We start from the raw sequence: 25,660 nt of genomic DNA, 5'->3' as shown, positions 1-25,660 counted from the left end.
CTTCATCCTGCCCGCCCAGAACCCCTACAGGAGCCACCCATGAGTGCCCACGGCGACGTCGACCTCGGCCACACCCCGGCCGGCTGGACCGGAACCGCCTTCGCCGCAGCGGGCGCGACCGCCGCCGGGGCCGGGATCTGCCTGGACCGCGCCTGGCTCCTGTGGCTCGGCGCGACCCTGGTCGTTCTCGCCGCCGCCGCGACCTGGGTCCTGCACCTGGCGGGCTGGGGCAAACCCTCCGGCCCACGCCCCGCCGACCAGTGGGACTGGCGGGTCCGGGACACCACCGCCCGTGAGGGCCACCCCGACTGCCTGGGCTGTCGCCTGGCGGGCCGCCGCCCCCGCACGGAACCCGGGGAAGCGGGCGGCCGGCCCACGACGGAACACGCCTACCGCGCCCCGGAGCCCTCCGGCCGCTTCAGCTCGTACTCCACTTCCTCCGCCGAGCCGCTCCCCGGCACCGCGACCCGCTCGCCCGTCGGCGCGAACCCGAACCGCCGGTAGAAGGCCGCCGCCCGCGCGTTCTCCTCGTGCACGTACAGCCGCACCCGCTCGACCACCGGGTCCGTCAGCGACCAGGACCACTCCACGCCCGCCCGGAACAGCGCGTCGATCACACCCGTCCCGCGCGTCTCGGGACGCACGTACACCCCCACGACGTGCGTCTGATCGGCCTTCGCCGCCTCGCCGAACCCCGCCTCGTCCGAGGGCCGCTCCACGAGCAGCGTGATCGTGCCGGCCCAGGAGCCGTCCGGCCTCTCGGCCACGAACTGCCGCGCCTTCCCGTCACCGCCCTCGGACGACTTCTCCGCCCACTCCCGCCAGGAGGAGTCGGGCCGCTCGACGGCCGCCTCGTACGTGTCGAGGAACGCCAGGTGCGCGATCGGGTCCCGAAGGGCGTCGAGACGGATCTCGCGGGCCTTCTCCCACTCGTCGGCGCGGGGGGTGCGTATCAGGTAGTCGTCCATGAGCCCGATCCTGACGACGGACACACGCCCCTGGCAATCACATTTCCCGGGGCCACCGAAGGCCCCGTAAACGCAGGAAAGCCCCGCACCAGAGGTGCGGGGCTTTCCCACAATGATTGTTCGGCGGTGTCCTACTCTCCCACAGGGTCCCCCCTGCAGTACCATCGGCGCTGAAAGGCTTAGCTTCCGGGTTCGGAATGTAACCGGGCGTTTCCCTAACGCTATGACCACCGAAACTCTATGAAGTTCACGAACCGCCGCACCCCGCAGGGGGCGTGTTCGTTGCTTCAGAACTAACACAGTGGACGCGAGCAACTGAGGACAAGCCCTCGGCCTATTAGTACCGGTCAGCTCCACCCCTTACGGGGCTTCCACATCCGGCCTATCAACCCAGTCGTCTACTGGGAGCCTTACCCTCTCAAGGAGGTGGGAATACTCATCTCGAAGCAGGCTTCCCGCTTAGATGCTTTCAGCGGTTATCCCTCCCGAACGTAGCCAACCAGCCATGCCCTTGGCAGGACAACTGGCACACCAGAGGTTCGTCCGTCCCGGTCCTCTCGTACTAGGGACAGCCCTTCTCAATATTCCTACGCGCACAGCGGATAGGGACCGAACTGTCTCACGACGTTCTAAACCCAGCTCGCGTACCGCTTTAATGGGCGAACAGCCCAACCCTTGGGACCGACTCCAGCCCCAGGATGCGACGAGCCGACATCGAGGTGCCAAACCATCCCGTCGATATGGACTCTTGGGGAAGATCAGCCTGTTATCCCCGGGGTACCTTTTATCCGTTGAGCGACGGCGCTTCCACAAGCCACCGCCGGATCACTAGTCCCGACTTTCGTCCCTGCTCGACCCGTCGGTCTCACAGTCAAGCTCCCTTGTGCACTTACACTCAACACCTGATTGCCAACCAGGCTGAGGGAACCTTTGGGCGCCTCCGTTACCCTTTGGGAGGCAACCGCCCCAGTTAAACTACCCATCAGACACTGTCCCTGATCCGGATCACGGACCGAGGTTAGACATCCAGCACGACCAGAGTGGTATTTCAACGACGACTCCACCATGACTGGCGTCACGGTTTCACAGTCTCCCACCTATCCTACACAAGCCGAACCGAACACCAATATCAAACTGTAGTAAAGGTCCCGGGGTCTTTCCGTCCTGCTGCGCGAAACGAGCATCTTTACTCGTAGTGCAATTTCACCGGGCCTATGGTTGAGACAGTCGAGAAGTCGTTACGCCATTCGTGCAGGTCGGAACTTACCCGACAAGGAATTTCGCTACCTTAGGATGGTTATAGTTACCACCGCCGTTTACTGGCGCTTAAGTTCTCAGCTTCGCAACCCCGAAAGGTCACTAACCGGTCCCCTTAACGTTCCAGCACCGGGCAGGCGTCAGTCCGTATACATCGCCTTACGGCTTCGCACGGACCTGTGTTTTTAGTAAACAGTCGCTTCTCGCTGGTCTCTGCGGCCACCCCCAGCTCAGGAAGCAAGTTCCTTCACCAGTGATGGCCCCCCTTCTCCCGAAGTTACGGGGGCATTTTGCCGAGTTCCTTAACCATAGTTCACCCGAACGCCTCGGTATTCTCTACCTGACCACCTGAGTCGGTTTAGGGTACGGGCCGCCATGAAACTCGCTAGAGGCTTTTCTCGACAGCATAGGATCATCCACTTCACCACAATCGGCTCGGCATCAGGTCTCAGCCTTGATGTGTGACGGATTTGCCTATCACACGGCCTACACCCTTACCCCGGGACAACCACCGCCCGGGCTGGACTACCTTCCTGCGTCACCCCATCGCTTACCTACTACAAGTCTGGTTCGTCGGCTCCACCACTCCCCTTTGCCCGAAGGCTCCGGGGCGGCTTCACGGACTTAGCATCGCCTGATTCGATATTGGGCGTTTCAAAGCGGGTACCGGAATATCAACCGGTTGTCCATCGACTACGCCTGTCGGCCTCGCCTTAGGTCCCGACTTACCCTGGGCAGATCAGCTTGACCCAGGAACCCTTAGTCAATCGGCGCACACGTTTCTCACGTGTGTATCGCTACTCATGCCTGCATTCTCACTCGTGAACCGTCCACAACTCGCTTCCGCGGCTGCTTCACCCGGCACACGACGCTCCCCTACCCATCACAGCCTCCGTTGGGAGTACATGCTGCAATGACACGACTTCGGCGGTACGCTTGAGCCCCGCTACATTGTCGGCGCGGAATCACTTGACCAGTGAGCTATTACGCACTCTTTCAAGGGTGGCTGCTTCTAAGCCAACCTCCTGGTTGTCTCTGCGACTCCACATCCTTTCCCACTTAGCGTACGCTTAGGGGCCTTAGTCGATGCTCTGGGCTGTTTCCCTCTCGACCATGGAGCTTATCCCCCACAGTCTCACTGCCGTGCTCTCACTTACCGGCATTCGGAGTTTGGCTAAGGTCAGTAACCCGGTAGGGCCCATCGCCTATCCAGTGCTCTACCTCCGGCAAGAAACACACGACGCTGCACCTAAATGCATTTCGGGGAGAACCAGCTATCACGGAGTTTGATTGGCCTTTCACCCCTAACCACAGGTCATCCCCCAGGTTTTCAACCCTGGTGGGTTCGGTCCTCCACGAAGTCTTACCTCCGCTTCAACCTGCCCATGGCTAGATCACTCCGCTTCGGGTCTTGAGCGTGCTACTAAAAGCGCCCTGTTCGGACTCGCTTTCGCTACGGCTTCCCCACACGGGTTAACCTCGCAACACACCGCAAACTCGCAGGCTCATTCTTCAAAAGGCACGCAGTCACGAGACACAAGCAAGCTTGTGTCCGACGCTCCCACGGCTTGTAGGCACACGGTTTCAGGTACTATTTCACTCCGCTCCCGCGGTACTTTTCACCATTCCCTCACGGTACTATCCGCTATCGGTCACCAGGGAATATTTAGGCTTAGCGGGTGGTCCCGCCAGATTCACACGGGATTTCTCGGGCCCCGTGCTACTTGGGTGTCTCTCAAACGAGCCGCTGATGTTTCGTCTACGGGGGTCTTACCCTCTACGCCGGACCTTTCGCATGTCCTTCGACTACACCAACGGTTTCTGACTCGCCTCACAGCCGGCAGACTGTGAAAGAGAGATCCCACAACCCCGCATGCGCAACCCCTGCCGGGTCTCACACGCATACGGTTTGGCCTCATCCGGTTTCGCTCGCCACTACTCCCGGAATCACGGTTGTTTTCTCTTCCTGAGGGTACTGAGATGTTTCACTTCCCCTCGTTCCCTCCACATGCCCTATGTGTTCAGGCATGGGTGACAGCCCATGACGACTGCCGGGTTTCCCCATTCGGAAACCCCCGGATCAAAGCCTGGTTGACGGCTCCCCGGGGACTATCGTGGCCTCCCACGTCCTTCATCGGTTCCTGGTGCCAAGGCATCCACCGTGCGCCCTTAAAAACTTGGCCACAGATGCTCGCGTCCACTGTGTAGTTCTCAAACAACGACCAGCCACCCATCACACGACACTGCTGTGTCGCTTTACTGGGGCCGGCATCCACGAAGGCAGACCATGACGGCCGTACCCTCAGACACCCAACAACGTGCCAAGCGTGAGCCGCCGTCGGTGACTTCTTTCCACGCCGAAGCAGTACTCGAAGACCCTCAGGTCACACTCACGCCAACTAATCAACGTTCCACCCATGAGCTGACCGTGCAGAACGTTCGTCTGCATCCGGTGCTGTGCTCCTTAGAAAGGAGGTGATCCAGCCGCACCTTCCGGTACGGCTACCTTGTTACGACTTCGTCCCAATCGCCAGTCCCACCTTCGACAGCTCCCTCCCACAAGGGGTTGGGCCACCGGCTTCGGGTGTTACCGACTTTCGTGACGTGACGGGCGGTGTGTACAAGGCCCGGGAACGTATTCACCGCAGCAATGCTGATCTGCGATTACTAGCAACTCCGACTTCATGGGGTCGAGTTGCAGACCCCAATCCGAACTGAGACCGGCTTTTTGAGATTCGCTCCGCCTCGCGGCATCGCAGCTCTTTGTACCGGCCATTGTAGCACGTGTGCAGCCCAAGACATAAGGGGCATGATGACTTGACGTCGTCCCCACCTTCCTCCGAGTTGACCCCGGCGGTCTCCTGTGAGTCCCCATCACCCCGAAGGGCATGCTGGCAACACAGGACAAGGGTTGCGCTCGTTGCGGGACTTAACCCAACATCTCACGACACGAGCTGACGACAGCCATGCACCACCTGTATACCGACCACAAGGGGGGCACCATCTCTGATGCTTTCCGGTATATGTCAAGCCTTGGTAAGGTTCTTCGCGTTGCGTCGAATTAAGCCACATGCTCCGCTGCTTGTGCGGGCCCCCGTCAATTCCTTTGAGTTTTAGCCTTGCGGCCGTACTCCCCAGGCGGGGAACTTAATGCGTTAGCTGCGGCACCGACGACGTGGAATGTCGCCAACACCTAGTTCCCAACGTTTACGGCGTGGACTACCAGGGTATCTAATCCTGTTCGCTCCCCACGCTTTCGCTCCTCAGCGTCAGTAATGGCCCAGAGATCCGCCTTCGCCACCGGTGTTCCTCCTGATATCTGCGCATTTCACCGCTACACCAGGAATTCCGATCTCCCCTACCACACTCTAGCCTGCCCGTATCGGATGCAGACCCGGGGTTAAGCCCCGGGCTTTCACACCCGACGTGACAAGCCGCCTACGAGCTCTTTACGCCCAATAATTCCGGACAACGCTTGCGCCCTACGTATTACCGCGGCTGCTGGCACGTAGTTAGCCGGCGCTTCTTCTGCAGGTACCGTCACTTGCGCTTCTTCCCTGCTGAAAGAGGTTTACAACCCGAAGGCCGTCATCCCTCACGCGGCGTCGCTGCATCAGGCTTGCGCCCATTGTGCAATATTCCCCACTGCTGCCTCCCGTAGGAGTCTGGGCCGTGTCTCAGTCCCAGTGTGGCCGGTCGCCCTCTCAGGCCGGCTACCCGTCGTCGCCTTGGTAGGCCATTACCCCACCAACAAGCTGATAGGCCGCGGGCTCATCCTTCACCGCCGGAGCTTTCCACCCGCCGAGATGCCTCGGCAGGTCGTATCCGGTATTAGACCCCGTTTCCAGGGCTTGTCCCAGAGTGAAGGGCAGATTGCCCACGTGTTACTCACCCGTTCGCCACTAATCCACCCCGAAGGGCTTCATCGTTCGACTTGCATGTGTTAAGCACGCCGCCAGCGTTCGTCCTGAGCCAGGATCAAACTCTCCGTGAATGTTTACCCGTAATCGGGTGTGACACTCGCGTTGAGCGGGACAGCCAGACCGGAATAAGGCCGGCTGTCCACAGCGTCCTCGCTGTGTGTGCCACCCCGAAGGGGTGGACTTTTTCAAAGGAACCTCGACCATCCGAAGATGGACGGGGTATCAACTAATCTGGCGTTGATTTTTGGCACGCTGTTGAGTTCTCAAGGAACGGACGCTTCCTTCGTACTCACCCTCGCGGGCTTTCCTCCGGGCTTTTCCCTTCGGTCTTGCGTTTCCGACTCTATCAGATCTTTCCGACCCGATTTCCTCGGTGCTTTCCGGCCCCTTTCGCTTTCGCTCCGGGCCCTTCCGGCGGTTCCGACTCTATCAGATCCTTTCGGCGTCTGATTCCCAGTCAGCGGGAGTTGTCTTTCCGGCCGTTGGGCCGTTCCGACGTCTCAAACTCTAGCGGATTCTCCCGGCGACTCATAATCGAGTCTTTCGAAATGAATTTCGGCATGCCGAAATTCTTCCCGTGAGGGAGATCGTGCTGAGTAGAGGTGCCGCATCAGCGGCGGGAGTGGCTGTCGCAGAACCGTTCCGGCTCCGTGACAACTCGGAGAACACTACGCATCCGAAAGGGGCGTGTCAACCCCCTCCCTCCGACCTGCCCCGGGCCGCCGCCCCGTCGCCTCAGTCGAGGTCCGTCAGGCGGCCGCCGGCGTCGGGCTGGGTGTGCTCCACGCGGCGGAGGAGGCGGATGAGGACGTCGCCCAGGACGCCCTTCTCCTCCGCGGTGAGGTCCTGGAGGAGGTCCTCCTCGAAGGCCGTGGCCATGCGCATGGCCTCCAGCCACTTCGTACGGCCCTCGTCCGTGAGCTCCACGATCACGCGGACCCGGTTGTTCTCGTCGCGGTCGCGGGTGACCAGGCCCTCGCCCGCCATGCGGTCGATGCGGTGGGTCATCGCGGCCGGGGTGAGGCCCAGGCGCTTGGCCAGCTCGCCGGGGCCGAGCCGGTAGGGCTCCCCGGAGAGGACCAGCGTCTTGAGGACCTCCCATTCGGCGTTGCTGATGCCGAGGTCGGCGAGCTGGCGTCCGTACGCCACGTTCATCCGTCGGTTCAGCCGGCCGAGGGCGGAGACGACCTTCTCGACCTGGGGGTCGAGGTCGCGGAACTCGCGCTGGTAGGCGGCGATCTGCTCGTCGAGGCTCGGCTCCTGGAGGGCCTGCGGGCCGGACCGCTCGGGGTTTTCGGGCATGCGGCGAGTATCCCACGGACCTCGTTGGCGTCGAAGTCCTTCTATGTGTACAGTTGAGGAGTTAACTTTAGCTTTTAAGTCTTCAGGGTTCAGGGCTACAGGGCTGAACCCGCGACCGAAGTGGGTGAGTGTGACCAAGGCGAGGGGCGCGGAGATGCGCCGGATTCAGGCAGGCAGCGCGCTGAGCGCGTTCGGACTCGGCTTCACCGTGCCGTACCTCTATGTGTACGTGGCACAGGTGCGGGATCTGGGCGCGGCGACGGCGGGCATCGTCCTGGCCGTCTTCGCCATGGCCGCGCTCGTGGTGCTGCCCTTCAGCGGACGGACCATCGACCGGCGCGGGCCCGTGCCCGTGCTGCTCGTGGCCTCGGTCGTCGCCGCCGTGGGCGCGGTGGGGATGGGCTTCGCCTCCAGCGTGCCGACGGCCGTGGGGGCCGCGACGCTGCTGGGTGCCGGTACGGCCGTCCTCCAGCCGGCCCTCGCCACGATGATCGTCTGGTGCTCGACACCCGTCGGGCGCACCCGGGCGTTCGCCACGCAGTTCTTCCTGCAGAACCTGGGCCTCGGCGTCGGCGGTCTGATCGGCGGGCAGCTGGTCGACACCAGCCGGCCGGGCAGCTTCATCCTGCTGTTCTCGATCGAGGCGGCGATGTTCCTGGTGCTCGCCGGGATCGTCGGGGCCGTCCGGATGCCGGGCTCCCCCGCGCTCCAGGACGCCCGCCCGTCCGGGGCCGGCAAGGGCGGTGGCGTCCGGGCGCTGCTCGGGCACAAGGCGATGGTGCAGCTGTGCGTCCTCGGCTTCGTCCTCTTCTTCGCCTGCTACGGACAGTTCGAGTCGGGCCTCGCCGCGTACGGCACCGAGGCCGCCGGGATCCAGCCGTCCGCGCTCGGCCTCGCGCTCGCCGCCAACACGGCGGTGATCGTGCTGGCCCAGTTCCTGGTGCTGAAGTTCGTCGAGCGCCGCAAGCGGTCCCGGGTCATCGCGGCCGTGGGCCTGATCTGGACCGTCGCCTGGCTCATCGCCGGGTACGCGGGCCTCGGGCACGGCAGCCAGGCCATGGCGACGGCGGCCTTCGTCTCCACGTACGCCCTCTTCGGGCTCGGTGAGGCGATGCTGTCGCCGACCGTGGCCCCGCTGGTGGCCGATCTGGCGCCGGAGTCGATGGTCGGCTCGTACAACTCGGCCTTCGCCCTGGTGAAGCAGCTGGCGCTGGCCGTCGGTCCGGCCGTGGGCGGGCCCATGGGGGCCGCGCTGCACGGTCCGTACATCGTGACCTTCGTGCTCTTCTCGCTCGGGATCACGTTCCTCGCCGTCCGGCTCGGCAAGCAGCTGACCCCCGAGCAGAACCAGCCGTCCCTGGCCCTCCGGCCGTCGAAGGTCGTCGCCCGGCACGAGCCGGTCGAGAAGGACGTGCCGGTCGGGGCGTCCTAGTCCTTCAGGGCGAACTCGCACCAGACCGCTTTGCCTCCGCCAGGGGTGCGGCGGCTCCCCCAGGACGAGGCGATCGTCGCGATGATCGAGATTCCGCGACCCGCCTCGTCCTCCGTTTCCGCCCTCCGGCGGCGCGGCAGGTGGTCGTCGCCGTCCGTCACCTCGATGATCAGGCGCCGGTCGGTGCGGCGCAGTCGCAGGCGCATGGGCGGGGTGCCGTGCTGGAGGGAGTTGCCCACCAGCTCGCTGGTGGCGAGGACCCCCAGGTCGCGCAGTTCGACCGGGAAGCGCCAGCTGGAGAGGACCCCGGAGGCGAAGGCACGCGCGCGGGGGGCCGCCTCCACCCCGCCGAGGAGCTCCAGGGCGGCGTTGTGGAAGAGCTCCGCGTCCGTGCCCTCGCGGGAGGGGTGCTGGACGACCAGGACGGCGACGTCGTCGTCGTGCTCGGCGGTCACTCCCAGGGAGCGCAGGAGCCGGTCGCAGACCACCTGCGGGGTGCCGCTCGCGCCGGAGAGGGCGCGGGCCAGGGCGGCGACGCCCTCGTCGATGTCCTCGCGGCGCCGCTCGACCAGGCCGTCGGTGTAGAGGACGGCGGTGGAGCCGGGCGGCAGGGCGATGGAGCCCGAGGTGTGGAGCCAGCCGCCGGTGCCGAGCGGCGGGCCCGTGGGGTCCTCGGCCTGGCGGACGGTGCCGTCCTCGTCCCGTACGAGGATCGGGAGGTGGCCGGCGGAGGCGTACACCAGCTTGCCCTCGTTGGGGTCGTGGACCGCGTACACGCAGGTGGCGATCTGGCTGGCGTCGATCTCGGCGGCGAGGCCGTCGAGGAGCTGGAGGACCTCGTGCGGGGGCAGGTCCAGGCGCGCGTACGCCCGGACGGCGGTGCGGAGCTGGCCCATGCCGGCGGCGGCGCGGACGCCCCGGCCCATCACGTCGCCGATGACGAGCGCGGTGCGGCCGGCGCCGAGGGTGATCACGTCGTACCAGTCGCCGCCGACGGCCGCGTCGGTGCCGCCGGGCTGGTAGGTGGCGGCGATCCGCAGGTCGTCGGGCTGCTCCAGGTCCTGCGGGAGCAGGGAGCGCTGGAGGGTGACGGCGGTCTCGCGGTGCTTGCGCTCGCTGGCGCGCAGCCGCTCGGCGGCCTCGGCGTGGTCGGTGACGTCCGCGGCGTGGACGAGGACGGCGCCGCCGTCGAGCCGGGGGCTGTCGACGGGCAGGCAGGTGACCGTGTACGAGCCGCCGTCCCGGGTGCGGCGGGACTTGACCGTGCGGGGCTTGCCGCTGCGCAGCACCTGGTCCATGAGGGGCTCCAGGCCCAGGTCCTCGGCCTCCGGGCAGGTGGCGGCGACGGTGGCGCCGGGGGTGCGGGGGCCGAAGGCGGTGGCGTACGCGTCGTTGACGTACGCGATGCGGTGCTCCGGGCCGTACACGAGCGCGACCAGGCCGGGGAGGCGGCCGAGGAGCTCCCGTACGGAGAAGTCCTCCAGGGAGGGGACGTCCTCGGCGACGTCGGCCGGCCGCTCCGGCTGCTGCCCGTGCTCACCGCGGGCGGCGGGCACGGAGCCTTCGGTCCCCCGCGCCGTGCGGCGCTGTGTGCCGGGGAGCCGGGCGCTCCAACGGGTGAAGTTCACGGATCTGTATGCCTCGTGGTGTCGGTGCCGTGCAGAGTCACGCTGTGCAGGTGTGAGCCCACCTATGGTCACACGCCCAGTGTGGACGAGTGCACTGACAGTGATGTCAGGACGACGGCTCGTCGTCGTCTCCGGGGGGCGGGGAGGCGGCGAGTTCGAATTCGGCGCGGGGGTGTTCCAGGGAGCCGAGGGAGACGATCTCCCGTTTGAACAGGCCGGACAGGGTCCATTCGGCCAGGACCCGGGCCTTCCGGTTGAAGGTGGGGACCCGGCTCAGATGGTAGGCCCGGTGCATGAGCCACGCCGGGTATCCCTTGAGTTTGCGTCCGTAGACGTGGGCGACGCCCTTGTGGAGGCCGAGGGAGGCGACGGAGCCCGCGTACGCGTGCGCGTACTCCTCGAGCGGCTGCCCGCGCAGGGAGGCGACGATGTTGTCGGCGAGGACGCGGGCCTGGCGGACGGCGTGCTGGGCGTTGGGGGCGCACTCCCTGCCGGGTTCGCCGGAGGTCACGTCGGGGACGGCGGCGGCGTCGCCGGCGGCCCAGGCGTGGTCGACGCCCTCGACGGAGAGCCGGGCGGTGCAGCGGATCCGGCCGCGTTCGTTCAGGGGCAGGCCGGTGGCGGCGAGGAGGGGGGCGGGCCTGACGCCGGCGGTCCAGACGACGGTGCGGGTGGGGAGCCGGGTGCCGTCGCTGAGCACGGCGGTCCGGTCCTCGCAGGAGTCGAGGCGGGTTCCCAGGCGCACGTCGACGTTCCGGCCGCGCAGCTCGCGGACGGCGTACCGGCCCATCGTCTCGCCGACCTCGGGGAGGATCCGGTCGGAGGCCTCGACGAGGACCCAGCGCAGGTCGCCGGGCTTGATGTTGTGGTAGTACCGCGCGGTGTAGCGGGCCATGTCCTCCAGCTCGGCGAGGGCCTCCACGCCCGCGTAGCCGCCGCCGACGAAGACGAAGGTGAGGGCGGCGTCGCGGATCGCGGGGTCGCGGGTGGAGGAGGCGATGTCCATCTGCTCGATGACGTGGTTGCGCAGGCCGATGGCCTCCTCGACGGTCTTGAAGCCGATGCCGTGCTCGGCCAGGCCGGGGACCGGGAGGGTGCGGGAGACGGAGCCGGGCGCGAGGACCAGTTCGTCGTAGGCGAGCTCGACCGGGCCGGTGCCCTCCTCGTCGGTGGCGAGGGTGGAGAGGGTCGCGGTCCGCTTGGCGTGGTCGACGGAGAGGACCTCGCCGATGAGGATCCGGCAGCGGTCGAGGACGCGGCGCAGCGGTACGACGACGTGGCGCGGGGAGATGGAGCCGGCGGCGGCCTCGGGCAGGAACGGCTGGTACGTCATGTACGGCTCGGGGGTGACCACGACGATCTCGGCGGCGCCGGATCGGAGTTCCGCCCTGAGCTGCCGCTGGAGGCGCAGCGCGGTGTACATGCCGACGTAGCCACCGCCGACCACGAGAATGCGCGCAGGTTCGGTCACTGTCCCATGACGCACCCCCGCCCGTTGTTTGTCCACAGGCTCGACAAATTGTGTGACCGGGCGGGTACGGAGGCGCGGGGTGGCGCGCGAGGCGGGCGCGGGAGGATCCACCCTGGTCACGGAGGTCGGGGCGGGTCCGGCGGGGGGTGGGAAACGGGAGTGATCCGGTCCTTGCTCCGATCGGGGGGCGGACCGTGCGGAACACCCCCTTCTGAATTGACTCCGACTCAACTATGTTCGTACTTCGTCGGGGTGTCGGATGGGAGCGCGTGGACCGAAGCGCTCGTCGACCGGAAGCCCCGTGTCAGGGCGGGGAGTCTCCGGGGGGAGACATCATGAGCGGGGGAACGCTTATGCAGATGCAGGATTCACGTCGGCAGCCGGGCACCGGATCGGTGGCCGTCGACGACGCGCGTGCCGCGGGGGCCGTCGGCTTCGAGCGCGGCGCGCTGTCGCTGGGCGGCCGGTCCGCGCCGCTGCGGGTGGATGCGCAGCGCAATCTGGAGCACGTGCTGCGGGCCGCGCGCGAGGTGTTCGGCGAGCTCGGCTACGGGGCTCCGATGGAGGACGTGGCGCGTCGCGCGCGCGTGGGCGTCGGCACCGTCTACCGGCGCTTCCCCAGCAAGGACGTGCTGGTGCGCCGGATAGCCGAGGAGGAGACCGCGCGGCTGACCGAGCAGGCGCGGGCCGCGCTGGGCCAGGAGGAGGAGCCGTGGTCGGCGCTCTCCCGGTTCCTGCGGACCTCGGTGGCCTCGGGCGCGGGGCGGCTGCTGCCGCCGCAGGTGCTGCGGGTGGGCGTGGACGAATCGGTGCTGCCGGACGTCGCCGACGACGCGGACGAGGCGGCCCGGGTGCCGTACCAGCGGGGTGGTGACGGGCAGGCGGACGCGCGGGTGGTCGCGCCGCGCGGCGTGCCGGCCGAGGAGCGGGACGACGCGGGGGCCTCCGAGCTCCTGGAGGTCGTCGGGCGGCTGGTCGACCGGGCGCGGGAGGCGGGTGAGCTGCGGAAGGACGTGACCGTGGCGGACGTCCTGCTCGTGATCGCGACCGCGGCGCCGGCCCTGCCGGACGCGGTGCAGCAGGCGGCGGCTTCGGCGCGGCTCCTGGACATCCTGCTCGAGGGGCTGCGCTCCCGGTAGGGGCGGGACCTTCCCGCGGGCTCTTCCGGGAGGAGTCGTCTCCTCGCCGGGTGTGTGATCCGTGGTCCGGGCGGACCGACGAGCATGACACGAACGTGTGAGCGGTTACGCCCGGATACGGGAAGTCGCCCCGGACGAGTGGTATGTGGACGGGGCGCTTCGGCGTGCCCGCGCTCTGTGGCAGGCTTGGCCGGTGTTCGGTTCTGAGCATGCGTACGGGGGCTTCCGCGATGAGCGGTGAGGGTCGGGACGAGCCGTTGGGGAACAGCGGCACCGCGGAGGCCGGAGGCCTGCCCGCCCGGCAGGTGCCTAGCCAGGGCGGGCCGGTGGGGCCCTCGGGAGCGGCGGGTCCCTCGGGTCCTGCGGGAGCGGTGGGTTCCTCAGGAGGGGTAGGAGCGCCGCCCGGGTACGTCGATCCGGTCGAGGCGCTCGACGCGAGCGTTCCGCAGCAGCGCGAGGGGAAGTCCAGCGGGCCGGGTGCCGGGGACGGGGCCGGGGTCGTCGCGGGGGCGGCCACCGGGGCCGGGTCCGGTACTGGCGCCGGCGCGTACGACGGGGCCGGGTTCGGTGAGGCCGGTCCCACGGAGGGCGGCCTCGCGGAGGACGCGGGCGAGGGGGACGTCGAGGCCGAGGGCGTGCTTCCGCCGCCCCTCGAACTGCCGCCCTCCGACGCCGACCTCGTGCAGCTCATGCGGGACGGCGACGACTCCGCGTACGAGGAGCTGTTCCGCCGCCACTCCGAGGCCGTGCGCCGGTACGCCAAGACCTGCTGCCGCGACGCGCACACCGCCGACGACCTCACCGCCGAGGTGTTCGCCCGCACCCTCCAGGCCGTACGGGGCGGGGCCGGGCCCGAACAGGCGGTGCGCGCCTACCTCATGACCACCGTCCGGCGGGTCGCCGCGAACTGGGCCAGGACGCAGAAGCGGGAACACCTCGTCGAGGACTTCGCGGTGTTCGCGGCGGAGGCCGCCCGCTCCTCCGAGGTCTCCGACCAGGACACGATGGACCTCGGCGCGGACGTCCTGGCCATGCACGAGGCCGAGCAGTCGCTCGCCATGCAGGCCTTCCGATCGCTGCCCGAGCGGTGGCAGGCCGTGCTGTGGCACACCACCGTCGAGGAGGAGTCGCCGAGCGAGGTCGCCCCGCTCTTCGGGCTGACCGCCAACGCCACGGCCGTGCTCGCCAGCCGGGCCCGCGAAGGGCTCAAGCAGGCCTACCTCCAGGCCCACGTCAGCCAGTCCCTGACGGCGGGCGGCGACTGCGCCCGGTACGCGGACCGGCTCGGCGCCTACGCGCGCGGCGGGCTGCGGATGCGGGCCGAGCGCGGGCTGCGCAAGCACCTGGAGGAGTGCGCCAAGTGCCGGCTCGCCGCCGGTGAGCTGGCGCACGTGAACGCCGGCATCCCCGCGCTGCTGCCGGTCGCCGTCATCGGCTGGTTCGCCGCCGGGTACTCGCTCAAGGCCGCCGGGGTCGTCGCGGGCGGCAGCGCCGCCGCGGCCGGGGTCGGTGCGGCGGCCGCCGCCTCCGGGGCCTCGGGGGGCGCCGCCTCGGGCGGTGCCGCCGCCGAGGGACTCGGCACCCCGGCCAAGGTGGGGATCGCCGCGGCCGCGGCCGTCGCCGCTGCGGCCGGGCTCGTCTGGGCCATGGCCGGGGACCCGGAGCCCGTGGCCGCGCCCCGGCCCTCGCAGCCGGTCGTCATCCCGGTGGCGCCGCAGGAGCCCGCGCCCCCGGCACAGCCCGTACCGCCGGCCCCGCCCGCGAAGGCCGATGCCCCGGCGCCCGCGCCGACGACCGCGCCCGCCCCGGAGAAGCCCGCCCCGAAGCCGACGCCGAAGCCGGCACCGACCTCGAAGCCCGCGCCGACGCCGGAACCCGCCCCGCCGGCCCCGGAGCCGACGCCGAGGCCCACGCCGCCGGCGAGCCCGAAGCCCACCCCGAAACCGACGCCCGCCCCGAAGCCGAAGCCGACGCCGAGCCCCGAGAAGCCCCCGCCCGCGCCGCCGGCCGTCTACCCGGTCGACGAGCTGGACTACGAGATCTTCGGCGACGGCACCAAGCCCGAGGTGTCCATGGCGGAGAGCGGCTTCATGTGGCAGCGCAGGGGCCTGTCCGTCGGCGGCACCCGGTACGCGCACGGGGTGAGCGTCCACGCGCCGTCCTCGCTGGTCATCGACCTGAACCGGCAGTGCACGAGTTACGACGCGATGGTCGGCGTCGACGACCTGAGCGCCCTGTTCGGCGTCGGCGGCGTCCGCTTCTCCGTCTACGGCGACGGGCAGCGGCTCTGGCGGTCCGGCGTGATCGAGGCGGGCGACCCGCCGGTCCCGGTGCACGTCGACATCACCGGGCGCTCCAGGCTCCGGCTCGTGGTCGAGGAGGCCGGGCCGCTGGGGCGGGCCGCGATCGCCGACTGGGCGCGGTCCCGGATCAGCTGCTCCTGACGCCGCCCGGACCGGAAGAGTCCTTCACGGACCGGGAAAGTCCCTCACGGGCCGGAAGAGTCCTTCACCAGGGACAGGACCCCGTCGACGTCCAGGTCCTCGCCCACCGTCCGGGCGGCGGCGAGGCCCGGCGCGCCGAGGGCCGCGAGCGAGCGGGCCGTGACCGATTCCGCCTCCTCCAGCTCCGGGACCGAGCGGGGCAGTTCGCGGCGCCAGGAGTCCACGGCGGCCAGGACCGTGGCGGCGAGGACCGGTTCGTCCGCCCGGGACAGGGCTAGCGCGAGCCCCTGACCGAGCGTCGCGGCGATGAGGTCCGCGCAGCGGGCGTCCCGCGCGGCGCGCAGCGCGGTCGCGGCGGAGGCGACGGCCGCGGCGCCCCCGCCCCCGTACGCCTCGACGCGGGCGGCGAGTCCGATGACCGCGGCCGTGAAGTGCGGTGGCGGGCTCCCGGCCTCGACCAGGCGGCTCGCCTCCTCCACGTGGGCGCGGGCCGCCCCGATGTCGCCCCGGTGGAGGGCGATGGCGGCGCGGAGGAAGACGATGAAGGGCCGGGCGTCCCCGACGTGGTGGCGCTCGGCCTCCGCCGAGGCCTCGGCGAGACCCCGGTCGGCGGTCTCCGTGTCGCCGTGGCGGTAGGCGATCTCGGCGAGGCGGGCGAGGAGGAACGGGGCCTCGGCGTGGGCGCCCACCTCGCGGGCGAGGCGGAGCGCCTCCTCGTAGTCCGCCCCGGCCTCCTCGTACCGGCCGCGCATCATGCAGGCCTCGGCCGCCGCGCTCGCGATCTGCGCCCCCATCCAGCGGTCGCCGACCCGGCGGGCGACGCGGCGGAGTTCGGCCAGGTCCTCGTCCACGCCGGACAGGCCGCCGGGCATGTCGACGACCATGTGCGTACGGAACATCAGGGTGACGCCGACCTCCCAGTCCCCGCCGTGGCGGCGGCAGTTGGCGATGGCGGTGTCGAGCAGGCGCCGCATCCCGTCCGGTTCCTCGGCGTGGGTGCCGACGAGGGCTTCGGTGAACGGCCAGAGCAGACCGGGGAAGCGGGCGGCCTCGGGGCCCGGCTCGTCCCCGAACGCGGACCGCACCCGGCGGACCAGGGTGAGGGTCTCGGGGTCTTCGCGGAGCTCCGCGACGGTGTGGTTCTCGATCGCGAGGAAGAAGTGCAGCATCCGCAGGCGCATCCGCGGCCAGTACCGCGGGTCGGCCGGGTCGTCGGGGTCCTCGCCGAGGGCGACCGCGCGTTCGGTCCAGGCCAGGCCCTCGGAGCGGTGGTTGCGCAGCCACCAGAACCAGCCCAGGGCGAAGACGAGCCGGAGGGCGGCGGTCTCGTCGGGGGCGGTGATGAGGGTGCGGTGGAGGGCGGCGCGGATGTTGTCGAGCTCGCGCTCCAGCCGGTCGATCCAGGGCAGTTGCTCGCCGGAGCGCAGTCGGGGCTCTGCGGTCTCCACGAGGGCGGTGAAGCGGGCGGTGTGGGCGGCTTCGGCGGCGGCGAGCAGGGCGGGGGCCTCGGCGGCGCGCTCGGCCGCGTACTCGTGGATGGTCTCCAGGAGCCGGTAGCGCATCCCGCCGTCCTCGGTGGGGGTGGCGACGACGAGGGACTTGTCGACCAGGGCGCCCAGGGTGTCGGCGGCGTGCGGGGAGAGGGCCTCGGCGGCGGCGAGGTCCCAGCCGCCGGCGAAGACCGAGACCTGCCGGAGCAGGGTGCGCTCGTCCGGTTCGAGGAGGTCCCAGGACCAGTCGACGACCGCGCGCAGGGTCTGCTGGCGGGGCAGGACGGTGCGGGAGCCGGAGGTGAGGAGGCGGAAGCGGTCGTCGAGGCGGTCCGCGATCTGGCGGGGGGCGAGGAGGCGGAGGCGGGCGGCGGCGAGCTCGATGGCGAGCGGGAGGCCGTCGAGGCGGCGGCAGATCTCGGCCACGGCCGCGTCGCTGTCCCCGGTGGGGTCGAAGGAGGGGTGGACGGCGCGGGCTCGTTCGGCGAAGAGGCGGTGGGCCGGGTCGGGCGGGAGGGGTTCGACGGGACGGACCGTCTCGCCGGGGACGCCGAGGGGTTCGCGGCTGGTGGCGAGGACGCGGAGCCGGGGGCAGTGGGTGAGCAGGGTCTCGGCGAGGGCGGCGGCCGCGTCGATCACGTGCTCGCAGTTGTCGAGGACGAGGAGGAGGGGGCGGTCGGCCAGGTGCTCCACGAGGTGGGCGGTGGGGTCGTTCTGGAGGGGTGCGCCGTCGCGGGCGATGAGGCTGGTCTCGCGGAGGCGGAGCGCGGAGAGGACGGCGCCGGGGACGGCCCCGGGGTCGTCGAGCGGGGCGAGCTCGGCGATCCAGGCGGCGGAGCCGCCGGTCCGCAGCGCGGCCTCTTCTGCGAGCCGCGTCTTGCCGCTTCCGCCGGGGCCGGTGAGCGTGACGAGGCGGGAACCGGCCAGGTCGGTGCGGAGCGCGTCGAGCTCGGGTTCGCGTCCGACGAAGGAGGTGAGGCGGGGACGGATGTTGCCGGTGGGGGCTTGGGTGGGGGTCGGGGCGGCTGATGGGGCCGGTGCGGCTGGTGGGGCTGATGCGGTCAGCGGGACCGGTTCGGTCGGCGCAGTCGGTTCGGTCGGCAGGGCCGGTGAGGCTGATGCGGCTGGTACGGCCGGTGCGGGCAGGCCCGTGAGGAGTTCGCGGTGGAGGGCGGTGAGTTCGGGGCCGGGGTCGGTGCCGAGGGCGTCCGCGAGGGTGCGGCGGGCCGATTCGTACGCGGCGAGGGCGTCGGCGTGGCGGCCCTCGGCCCGCAGGGCGCGGATGAGGTGGGCGTGGAAGGCCTCGTCGTACGGGTACGTGAGGGTGAGCTCGGTCAGTTCCGGTACGAGTCCGTCGGTGGCGCCCCGGCGCAGGTCCGCCTCGACGCGGCGGCGCAGGGCGGCGAGCCGCTGGGCCTCGGGCCGGACGCCCGCCGGGCCGGGCAGGTCGGCGAGGGCGGGGCCGCGGAAGAGGCCGAGGGCCTCCCGGAGGAGGGCGGCGGCGGTGTCGGGGTCGCCGGCGTCGAGGCGGGCGCCCGCCTCTGCGGTCCGGCGCTCGAAGACGTACAGGTCGATGTCGTCGGGCCCGGCGGCGAGCCGGTAGCCCGGGCCGGGGGTGGAGGCGACGGCCTCCCGGCCGAGGACCCGGCGGAGGCGGCCGGCCAGGGCCTGGAGGGCGGCGGGCGCGTCCTGCGGCGGGGCGTCCCCGTACACGTCGTCGACGAGCTCGCCGACGGACACGGGCCGTCCGCCGCGCAGCGCGAGCGCGGCGAGGAGCGCGCGCAGCCGGGCACCGCCGAGGGGGAGGGGGGTGCCGTCGGGACGAAGGGCCTCGGTGGTGCCGAGGATGAGATACCGCACCGGTTCATTGTGGCGGCCGTGCCGCGCGGACGCCTCGGGGTTTCCCCGGGCCCGACCCGGAGTCCGCGGGCGTCGGAACTCGGCTGTTTCCAGGGTGGGGTTCAGGGGCGCGGGGATCGGGACGGGCGCCCCCGGCCTGTGGACGGTGTCGCCCGTCACCGAGTGGGCTGACGCAGATCTCTCCCTCGATCAGCTCCACCCGTGCCCCTTCGGGTTCCCGGGCGCTGCGCAGTTCGAGGAGCCGCTCCACCGTCGTCTTGAGGGCGTTCTCGCGCCCTGCGGAGCGTCACGCCGGCAGCGACCGCGACGCCGGGATCAAAGGCCCCTGGACCGCGCGGTGGGCGCGCGGTTCCGTGGTGTTGGTCCAGCAGGAGCCGCGGCGGGCGAGGAGGCGGCGGAGCCAGAGTTCGGTGGAGACGAGGTCGGCGAGGCCGTCGAGGGGGACGGGTTCGCCGTCGGCGGCGGCGCGCAGGGCCTCGCGGACGGTGCGGGCCTCGATCAGGCCCGCGTCCGCGAGGAGCGGCGCGTCGAAGAGGGCCAGGAGCTGGGGGAGCGCGGCGCGCAGGCCCGCGCGGGCGGCGGCGGCCGGGACGGCCGGGTGGGGGGCGCCCCAGCCGGGCGGCAGGTCGTGGACGCCGGCGCCGGTCAGGACCGTGCGCAGGACGCCGGCGCGGGCGTCCGGCTGGACCCGGAGCGATTCGGGGAGGGCGCGGCAGGCCCGTACGACCTGGTTGTCGAGGAAGGGGGCGTGCAGCCGCTGGCCGCGGATCTCGGCGGCCTGCTCCAGGACCCGGTGGTCGGCGGCGGCGCGGGCGAGGGCCGCACGCGCGCGTGCCTCGCCGGGGCGCTGGACGGAGGACGGGAGGGTCGCCGCCCGGTTCAGGCGAACCGATACTTCGGCCAGCGCCTCCCCCGTCAGCCAGCGCGCCGCCGGGCCCGGGCGCGACCAGGCGAGGGCGGAGAGGGACGCCTCCAGGGGGCCGAAGCCGTCGGGAGCGGCACGGTTGGCCTCCAGGACCCGGCGGGCCGCCGTCTCCAGGCCCGTGCGGTACGGGGTGCGGGCCAGCTTGCGGGCCGCCCGGTACACGGTCAGCGGCACCAGGAGCGCGCCCGCCGAAGGGCCCGAGGCCTTGGCGAGCGCGGTCACGGGGCGCACCAGGGAGCGGCGTCTGCGGTCCATCAGGAGGTCGGCGAGGCGCGCCGGGTGCGCGTCCAGGACCTGCTTGGCGCCCATGCCGGTGAAGTGGTCGGCGCTGCCGCCCGCGAGCCGCCGCCGGTGCCGTTCGGCGGTGACGAGCGCGGGTCCCGGCTCGTCGGTGAGCGGCCCGTCCAGGGAGGCGTACGGCAGGGCCTCCTCTCCGGCCGCGACGACCACGTGGTGCAGGCGCGGGTCGGCGGCCAGCTCCCGGGCCCGCTTCAGTTCGTCCTCGCGGTCCGCACCCGCGCGCGTGGCGAGGTCGTTGAAGGTGACGGCGAGCAGCCGCTCCCCCGCGCCCGTGCCGTGGCCCGTGATCGTGCCGGGGACGCCCGGGAGCCCGGCCGCCAGGAGGGCGAGGGTGCCGGAGGCGCTGCCGCCGGAGAGGTCGGCGCCGATGCCGGGCGCCGGGCCCGCGCCCCGGGCGGCGCGCCGGTCGGCGGGCCCCATGCCGGGGACCGGGCCCGGGTCGGGCAGCGGCATCTCGGGCGCGTGCCGGGGGGCGGTGAGCCGGGCCCGTACGGCCTCGACCAGGGCGTCCCTGACCCCTTCGACGGCCTGCCGGGGGTCGGACTCGGGGGTGGCGACCGCGAGCGAGGCGACCTGCTCGTACCCGGTGATCTCGCGCGAGCCCTCCCGCAGGATCAGCGCGTGGCCGGGCGGCACCCGGCGGACGCCCTCGTAGGGGGTGGAGTCGCGCAGCGCCTCCGGGGTCTCGGGGCAGGCGAGGAGGGCGCCCAGGTGGCCGATATCGAGCTGGGCCTCGACGAGGTCGGCGAGCGGGAGGGCGGCGGTGGCGTACGCGGTGCCGCCCTGCCACGGGGTGTGGAAGACCGGCCGGGCTCCGGCGAGGTCGCCCGTGACGGTGACGCGGCGGCCGGCCCTGACGACGGCGGTGTAGCTTCCCGGCCAGGCCGTGAGGTGCCGCAGGGCGCCCCCGCGCGCGGTGAGCAGTCCCCTGCGCAGTTCGTCGTCGCCGGCGGCGCAGCAGCCGAGGACGGCGATGTGGGTGTGGTCGTCGACGGACACGACCCTGACTTCGTCGGGGCGCCAGTCGCCGACCGCCCAGAGCGGGTCGGGGCCGCCCCACAGGAGCTGTGCGCCCACCGGTTGCACCGTGCGCCCCTCGGCCGCCGCCGTACCGGAGCCGTACGGGTCGGAGTTGTAGGGATCGGGGTCGTACGGGCCGGCGTTGTACGAGCCGGGGCCGGGGCTGTACGTACCGGAGCCGTACGGACCGGGGCCGGTCGCCGTGCCGGAGCCGTACGGGCCGTTCGCCGCTCCCGACCGTGCGCCCCCGGTCGTTGCGAAGCTCGCGGCGACACTGCTCCAGCCCACCAGCCATCGCATCGGCGCCTCCACGTCCGTTTCGGTGGGAGACATGCTGCCATGACAACGGCGCACGGGGCGGTGTCCGGGTGCACGCGCGCGAAAGCCGAATGCGCCCCTGGCATGGGCCAGTTGGGCACGTCCGACATTCGGCCGAATATCGACCGTGCCGGAAGGTTTGGGAAGCGATCGGGCACAAACAGGAGCGGCCCGTTCTCCACCGGCCGCCAGCTGACCGGGAGGCGTTTCCGCCTCCCGGCGCCGTCCGCCGCCCGCGGGGAATGGGGCGGCGGTGTCCCCCAGCCCACTGGTCCGGGACTCCGACCCCGGCCGAATGGGCCGACCCACGCGGTACCGATGGAAGCGCTCCCCCGCCGGCCGGACGAGAGCGCACGGCCGGGCGCACGGCCACACGGCCGGAGCACGCGTCACCCGGACGGCCCTCCCCGCCGATTGGTCACACAACAATCTCGCCATACGGAACACCGCCCCTTAACGGTAGGGATGCGGCGAACTACGCTGTGCTTACGAATGCCGCACGCCTATGCCCGGCGTCGTGGCAGCCGTCTGTGCTGTCGAGGGGTGGCGTCATGTCCAGGGAGCAACGCGGGCCGAACGAAAAGCTCGGCACGGTTCTCGCCCTCGCGGGAATCAGCAACGCCGGGCTCGCCCGGCGCGTCAACGACCTCGGCGCGCAGCGGGGGTTGACGCTCCGGTACGACAAGACCTCGGTCGCCCGCTGGGTGTCCAAGGGCATGGTGCCGCAGGGCGCCGCCCCGCACCTGATCGCCGCCGCGATCGGGCAGAAGCTCGGCCGGCCCGTGCCGCTGCACGAGATCGGGCTCGCCGACGCCGACCCGGCGCCCGAGGTGGGCCTCGCCTTCCCGCGCGACGTGGGCGAGGCGGTCCGCTCGGCCACCGATCTGTACCGGCTCGACCTCGCCGGGCGGCGGGCCGGCGGGGGCGGCATCTGGCAGTCGCTCGCCGGGTCGTTCGCGGTGAGCGCGTACGCCACGCCCACGTCCCGCTGGCTGATAACCCCGGCCGACCCGTCGGTGGAGCGGGAGGTCCCGCGCCCGGCGGCCGGCTCCCCGGCGGCGCCCGCGCCGGAGCACGCGCGCGTGGGCCACAGCGACGTCGCCAAACTCCGCGAGGCCGCCGAGGACGCGCGCCGCTGGGACTCCAAGTACGGCGGCGGGGACTGGCGCTCGTCCATGGTCCCCGAGTGCTTACGCGTGGACGCGGCCCCGCTGCTGCTCGGCTCGTACTCGGACGAGGTCGGCCGGGCCCTGTTCGGCGCGACCGCCGAACTCACCCGGCTCGCCGGCTGGATGGCCTTCGACACCGGGCAGCAGGAGGCCGCCCAGCGCTACTACATCCAGGCCCTGCGGCTCGCCCGGGCCGCCGCCGACGTGCCCCTCGGCGGGTACGTCCTGGCGTCCATGTCCCTCCAGGCCACCTACCGGGGCTTCGCCGACGAGGGCGTGGACCTCGCCCAGGCGGCCCTGGAGCGCAACCGGGGGCTCGCCACCGCCCGCACCATGTCCTTCTTCCGGCTCGTCGAGGCACGCGCGCACGCGAAGGCCGGGGACGGGGCCGCCGCCGCGGCCGCGCTCAAGTCCGCCGAGGGCTGGCTGGAGCGGTCGCGGGCGGGCGACTCCGACCCGACCTGGCTGGGCTTCTACTCGTACGACCGGTTCTGCGCCGACGCCGCCGAGTGCTACCGCGACCTGCGGATGCCGCGCGAGGTGCGCCGCTTCACCGAGCAGGCGCTGTCCCGGCCGACGGAGGAGTTCGTCCGCTCGCACGGCCTGCGGCTCGTCGTGTCCGCCGTCGCCGAACTGGAGTCCGGCAACCTGGACGCGGCCTGCGCGGCCGGCACGCGCGCGGTGGAGGTGGCGGGGCGGATCTCGTCGGCGCGGACGACCGAGTACGTACGGGACCTGCTGCACCGGCTCGAACCGTACGGGGACGAGCCGCGCGTCATGGAGCTGCGCGAGCGGGCCCGGCCGCTGCTCGCCGCCCCGGCGTGAGGCCCGCCCCGGGCGGCCCCCGGCCCCGCATGAACACCCGCCTCCGGGTGAACCGCGTCTCATGAGGCCGCGCGGGGTTTCACGGGATTGTCAGTGGGCCAGTGCAGTATCGGGGGTGGGAGGTGGGGCCGGTGTTCGACTGTGACGTGCTGGTGATCGGCGGCGGGATCGTCGGTCTGTCGACGGCGTACGCGCTGACGCGTGCCGCCCCCGGCACCCGGGTCACGGTCCTGGAGAAGGAGCACGCCCTCGCGCGCCACCAGACCGGGCGCAACAGCGGGGTGATCCACAGCGGCATCTACTACCGGCCGGGTTCCCTCAAGGCCCGGTTCGCGGTCGAGGGCGCGGCCGAGATGGTCAAGTTCTGCGCGGAGTGGGGCATTCCGTACGAGGTGACGGGGAAGCTCGTCGTCGCCACCGCGCGCGAGGAGCTGCCCCGGCTGCACGCGCTCGTGCAGCGCGGCCGGGAGAACGGCATCCCGGTGCGGGAGCTGGGCCCGGCGCAGATCAGCGAGTACGAGCCGCGGGTGCGGGGGCTCGCCGCGATCCACGTCGGCACGACCGGGATCTGCGACTACGGGGCCGTGGCGGAGCGGCTCGCCGAGGCGTCCGGAGCGCGGATCCTGTACGGCGCGGAGGCCGCCGTGATCGACCGGCGGCCCTGGGGCGTCGCCGTGCGGACGGCGGACGGGCGGGTGGTCCGGGCGCGGGTCCTGGTGAACTGCGCGGGGCTGCACTGCGACCGGGTCGCGCGGCTCGCGGGCGACGACCCGGGTATGCGGATCGTCCCCTTCCGGGGCGAGTACTACGAGCTGGCGGACCCGTCGCTGGTGCGGGGCCTGGTCTATCCGGTGCCGGACCCGGCGTTCCCGTTCCTCGGGGTGCACCTGACGCGGGGCATCGACGGCGGGGTCCACATCGGGCCGAACGCGGTGCCGGCGCTCGCCCGCGAGGGGTACGGCTGGTCCGTCGTCCGCCCGCGCGAGCTGGGCGCCACCCTGGCGTGGCCCGGCTCGTGGGCCATCGCCCGGGAGCACTGGCGGTACGGGGCGGGCGAGCTGCACCGCTCGCTCTCGAAGCGGGCCTTCACGGAGGCGGTGCGGCGGCTGCTCCCGGTAGTGGAGGAGTCCGACCTGCGGCGGGCCGCGCCGGGGGTGCGGGCGCAGGCGGTGCTGCGGGACGGGACGCTCGTCGACGACTTCCTGATCCGGGAGGCGGCGCGCACGGTCCACGTCCTGAACGCGCCCTCCCCGGCGGCGACGGCCTCGCTGCCGATCGGACGGGAGGTGGCGGGGCGGGCGCTGGCGTTCCTGTAGCCGTCGGCCCGTGCACGCCCGCGCGTACCCGCGTGCGGTCGTCCCCACCCGTAGAATCGGCCGCATTGTGTCTGAGCAGCCTGAGAACAGCCCGCGTCCCGTCGCCGACCCCGCCCCCCAGCCCGTCGCGCGGCGGGGCAGTCGGATGTTCGCCCCCGGGGAGGGTCCCCTGCCCGACCCCGCCGGTTCGCACCACGAGCGGCGGATCCGGAGCTTCCAGCCCCGGCGCAGCCGGGTGACCGCCGGGCAGGCCGAGGCCATGCTGAAGCGGTGGCCCGACTGGGGCCTCGACATCGACGGCAAGCGGGTCCTGGACCTGGACGAGATGTTCGGCGGGCTCCCGGTCGTCCTGGAGATCGGCTTCGGGATGGGCGAGGCGACCGCGCAGATGGCGGCCGCCGACCCCGGCACCGGCATCCTGGCCGTGGACGTGCACACCCCCGGCCAGGGCAATCTGCTCGGGCTCGCCGACCGCAACGGCCTCACCAACGTCCGGGTCGCCAACGGCGACGCGATCATCCTGCTCCGCGAGATGCTCACCGGCGACTCCCTCGACGGCTGCCGGGTGTACTTCCCGGACCCGTGGCCCAAGGCCCGCCACCACAAGCGGCGGCTGATCCAGCCCGATTTCCTCGGCCTCCTCGCGACCCGGCTCAAGCCCGGCGGCGTGCTGCACTGCGCCACCGACTGGGAGGAGTACGCCGAGCAGATGCTGGAGGTCCTCACCGCGCACCCGGACTTCGAGAACACGCAGGCCGACGGCGGCTACGCGCCCCGTCCCGGCTTCCGGCCCGTCACCCGCTTCGAGGGCCAGGGCCTGGACAAGGGGCACGTCGTCCACGACCTCCTCTTCCGGAGGAAGTAGCGCCGGGG

At 71.3% G+C, this 25,660-nt stretch carries 12 protein-coding genes, 3 rRNA genes and 1 pseudogene; 7 read left to right on the top strand and 9 right to left on the bottom strand.

Annotated elements, in window-relative coordinates; genetic code table 11:
- Positions 1-39: 39 nt before the first annotated feature.
- Positions 40-354, top strand: a pseudogene (locus CP977_RS18700) (HGxxPAAW family protein); the annotation flags it as partial.
- 35 nt (positions 355-389) lie between these two features.
- Here the strand turns inward: CP977_RS18700 and CP977_RS18695 are convergent.
- The 5 genes from CP977_RS18695 to CP977_RS18670 form a co-directional block, all read right to left on the bottom strand.
- Positions 390-968 carry a GNAT family N-acetyltransferase gene (locus CP977_RS18695; RefSeq protein ID WP_109185569.1) on the bottom strand — a complete coding sequence of 193 codons (579 nt, stop codon included), beginning with the start codon at positions 966-968 and terminating at the stop codon, positions 390-392.
- A 118-nt stretch (positions 969-1,086) separates the two neighbouring features.
- Positions 1,087-1,203: ribosomal RNA gene (gene rrf / locus CP977_RS18690) — 5S ribosomal RNA — on the bottom strand.
- Positions 1,204-1,285: 82 nt separating this feature from the next.
- Positions 1,286-4,408: ribosomal RNA gene (locus tag CP977_RS18685) — 23S ribosomal RNA — on the bottom strand.
- A gap of 285 nt (positions 4,409-4,693) precedes the next feature.
- Positions 4,694-6,219 (bottom strand): 16S ribosomal RNA (locus CP977_RS18680).
- Together the 16S, 23S and 5S rRNA genes form the textbook arrangement of a ribosomal RNA operon.
- Before the next feature lie 664 nt (positions 6,220-6,883).
- On the bottom strand, positions 6,884-7,450 hold the full coding sequence (locus CP977_RS18670; protein WP_062753456.1) for a MarR family winged helix-turn-helix transcriptional regulator: 567 nt from the start codon (positions 7,448-7,450) through the stop codon (positions 6,884-6,886).
- A 154-nt stretch (positions 7,451-7,604) separates the two neighbouring features.
- Between CP977_RS18670 and CP977_RS18665 the strand changes: the two genes are divergently transcribed.
- Positions 7,605-8,882 (top strand): MFS transporter, encoded by a 1,278-nt coding sequence (locus CP977_RS18665; protein ID WP_183953319.1) that lies wholly within the window; start codon positions 7,605-7,607, stop codon positions 8,880-8,882.
- On the opposite strand, the gene CP977_RS18660 is transcribed toward CP977_RS18665, so the two are convergent.
- A complete protein-coding gene (locus tag CP977_RS18660) occupies positions 8,879-10,510 on the bottom strand; it encodes an ATP-binding SpoIIE family protein phosphatase (protein ID WP_152370514.1) in 1,632 nt (543 codons plus the stop codon). The two genes, CP977_RS18665 and CP977_RS18660, sit on opposite strands and share 4 nt — an antisense overlap.
- A gap of 106 nt (positions 10,511-10,616) precedes the next feature.
- The gene (locus CP977_RS18655) at positions 10,617-11,981 is read right to left on the bottom strand and encodes an NAD(P)/FAD-dependent oxidoreductase (protein ID WP_109186692.1); all 1,365 of its coding nucleotides are present in this window, start codon (positions 11,979-11,981) and stop codon (positions 10,617-10,619) included.
- Positions 11,982-12,340: 359 nt separating this feature from the next.
- Here CP977_RS18655 and CP977_RS18650 point away from each other — a divergent pair, with 359 nt between their 5' ends.
- Complete coding sequence (locus tag CP977_RS18650; protein ID WP_372460709.1) at positions 12,341-13,120, top strand: TetR/AcrR family transcriptional regulator; 780 nt, start codon at positions 12,341-12,343, stop codon at positions 13,118-13,120.
- Between the two features lie 230 nt (positions 13,121-13,350).
- Positions 13,351-15,564, top strand: a complete 2,214-nt coding sequence (locus CP977_RS18645) for a sigma-70 family RNA polymerase sigma factor (protein ID WP_152370513.1) — start codon at positions 13,351-13,353, stop codon at positions 15,562-15,564.
- Positions 15,565-15,608: 44 nt separating this feature from the next.
- Here CP977_RS18645 and CP977_RS18640 read toward each other — a convergent pair whose 3' ends face one another.
- Together CP977_RS18640 and CP977_RS18635 are read right to left on the bottom strand one after the other, a co-directional pair.
- On the bottom strand, positions 15,609-18,914 hold the full coding sequence (locus tag CP977_RS18640; protein WP_152370512.1) for an ATP-binding protein: 3,306 nt from the start codon (positions 18,912-18,914) through the stop codon (positions 15,609-15,611).
- Positions 18,915-19,200: 286 nt separating this feature from the next.
- Positions 19,201-21,459, bottom strand: coding sequence for an asparagine synthase-related protein (locus CP977_RS18635; RefSeq protein WP_062753471.1), 2,259 nt, complete (start codon positions 21,457-21,459; stop codon positions 19,201-19,203).
- A gap of 569 nt (positions 21,460-22,028) precedes the next feature.
- On the opposite strand from CP977_RS18635, the gene CP977_RS18630 reads away from it, so the two are divergent.
- The 3 genes from CP977_RS18630 to trmB all read left to right on the top strand — a co-directional run bounded on the left by CP977_RS18630 (position 22,029) and on the right by trmB (position 25,652).
- Positions 22,029-23,471 (top strand): NsdA family TPR-like regulatory protein, encoded by a 1,443-nt coding sequence (locus CP977_RS18630; RefSeq protein WP_062753473.1) that lies wholly within the window; start codon positions 22,029-22,031, stop codon positions 23,469-23,471.
- Positions 23,472-23,602: 131 nt separating this feature from the next.
- Entirely contained in the window at positions 23,603-24,787 is a 1,185-nt protein-coding gene (gene lhgO, locus CP977_RS18625; protein WP_062753475.1) for an L-2-hydroxyglutarate oxidase, read from the top strand.
- A gap of 145 nt (positions 24,788-24,932) precedes the next feature.
- A complete protein-coding gene (gene trmB, locus CP977_RS18620) occupies positions 24,933-25,652 on the top strand; it encodes a tRNA (guanosine(46)-N7)-methyltransferase TrmB (protein WP_208420956.1) in 720 nt (239 codons plus the stop codon).
- The last annotated feature ends 8 nt before the right edge of the window (positions 25,653-25,660 follow it).

The sequence above is a fragment of the Streptomyces cinereoruber genome, from assembly GCF_009299385.1.
Classification (GTDB): domain Bacteria; phylum Actinomycetota; class Actinomycetes; order Streptomycetales; family Streptomycetaceae; genus Streptomyces; species Streptomyces bikiniensis.
Note: the sequence above shows the minus strand (reverse complement) of the source record. Positions and strands in the feature narration are given on the sequence as shown.

Bases quoted from the DNA above. Each gene is read 5' to 3' on its own strand.
- CP977_RS18630 (WP_062753473.1), top strand. From the start codon at position 22,029: ATGTCCAGGGAGCAACGCGGGCCGAACGAAAAGCTCGGCACGGTTCTC.
- CP977_RS18645 (WP_152370513.1), top strand. From the start codon at position 13,351: ATGAGCGGTGAGGGTCGGGACGAGCCGTTGGGGAACAGCGGCACCGCG.
- trmB (WP_208420956.1), top strand. From the start codon at position 24,933: ATGTTCGCCCCCGGGGAGGGTCCCCTGCCCGACCCCGCCGGTTCGCAC.
- CP977_RS18635 (WP_062753471.1), bottom strand. From the start codon at position 21,459: ATGCGATGGCTGGTGGGCTGGAGCAGTGTCGCCGCGAGCTTCGCAACG.
- CP977_RS18650 (WP_372460709.1), top strand. From the start codon at position 12,341: ATGCAGGATTCACGTCGGCAGCCGGGCACCGGATCGGTGGCCGTCGAC.
- CP977_RS18670 (WP_062753456.1), bottom strand. From the start codon at position 7,450: ATGCCCGAAAACCCCGAGCGGTCCGGCCCGCAGGCCCTCCAGGAGCCG.
- CP977_RS18665 (WP_183953319.1), top strand. From the start codon at position 7,605: ATGCGCCGGATTCAGGCAGGCAGCGCGCTGAGCGCGTTCGGACTCGGC.
- CP977_RS18695 (WP_109185569.1), bottom strand. From the start codon at position 968: ATGGACGACTACCTGATACGCACCCCCCGCGCCGACGAGTGGGAGAAG.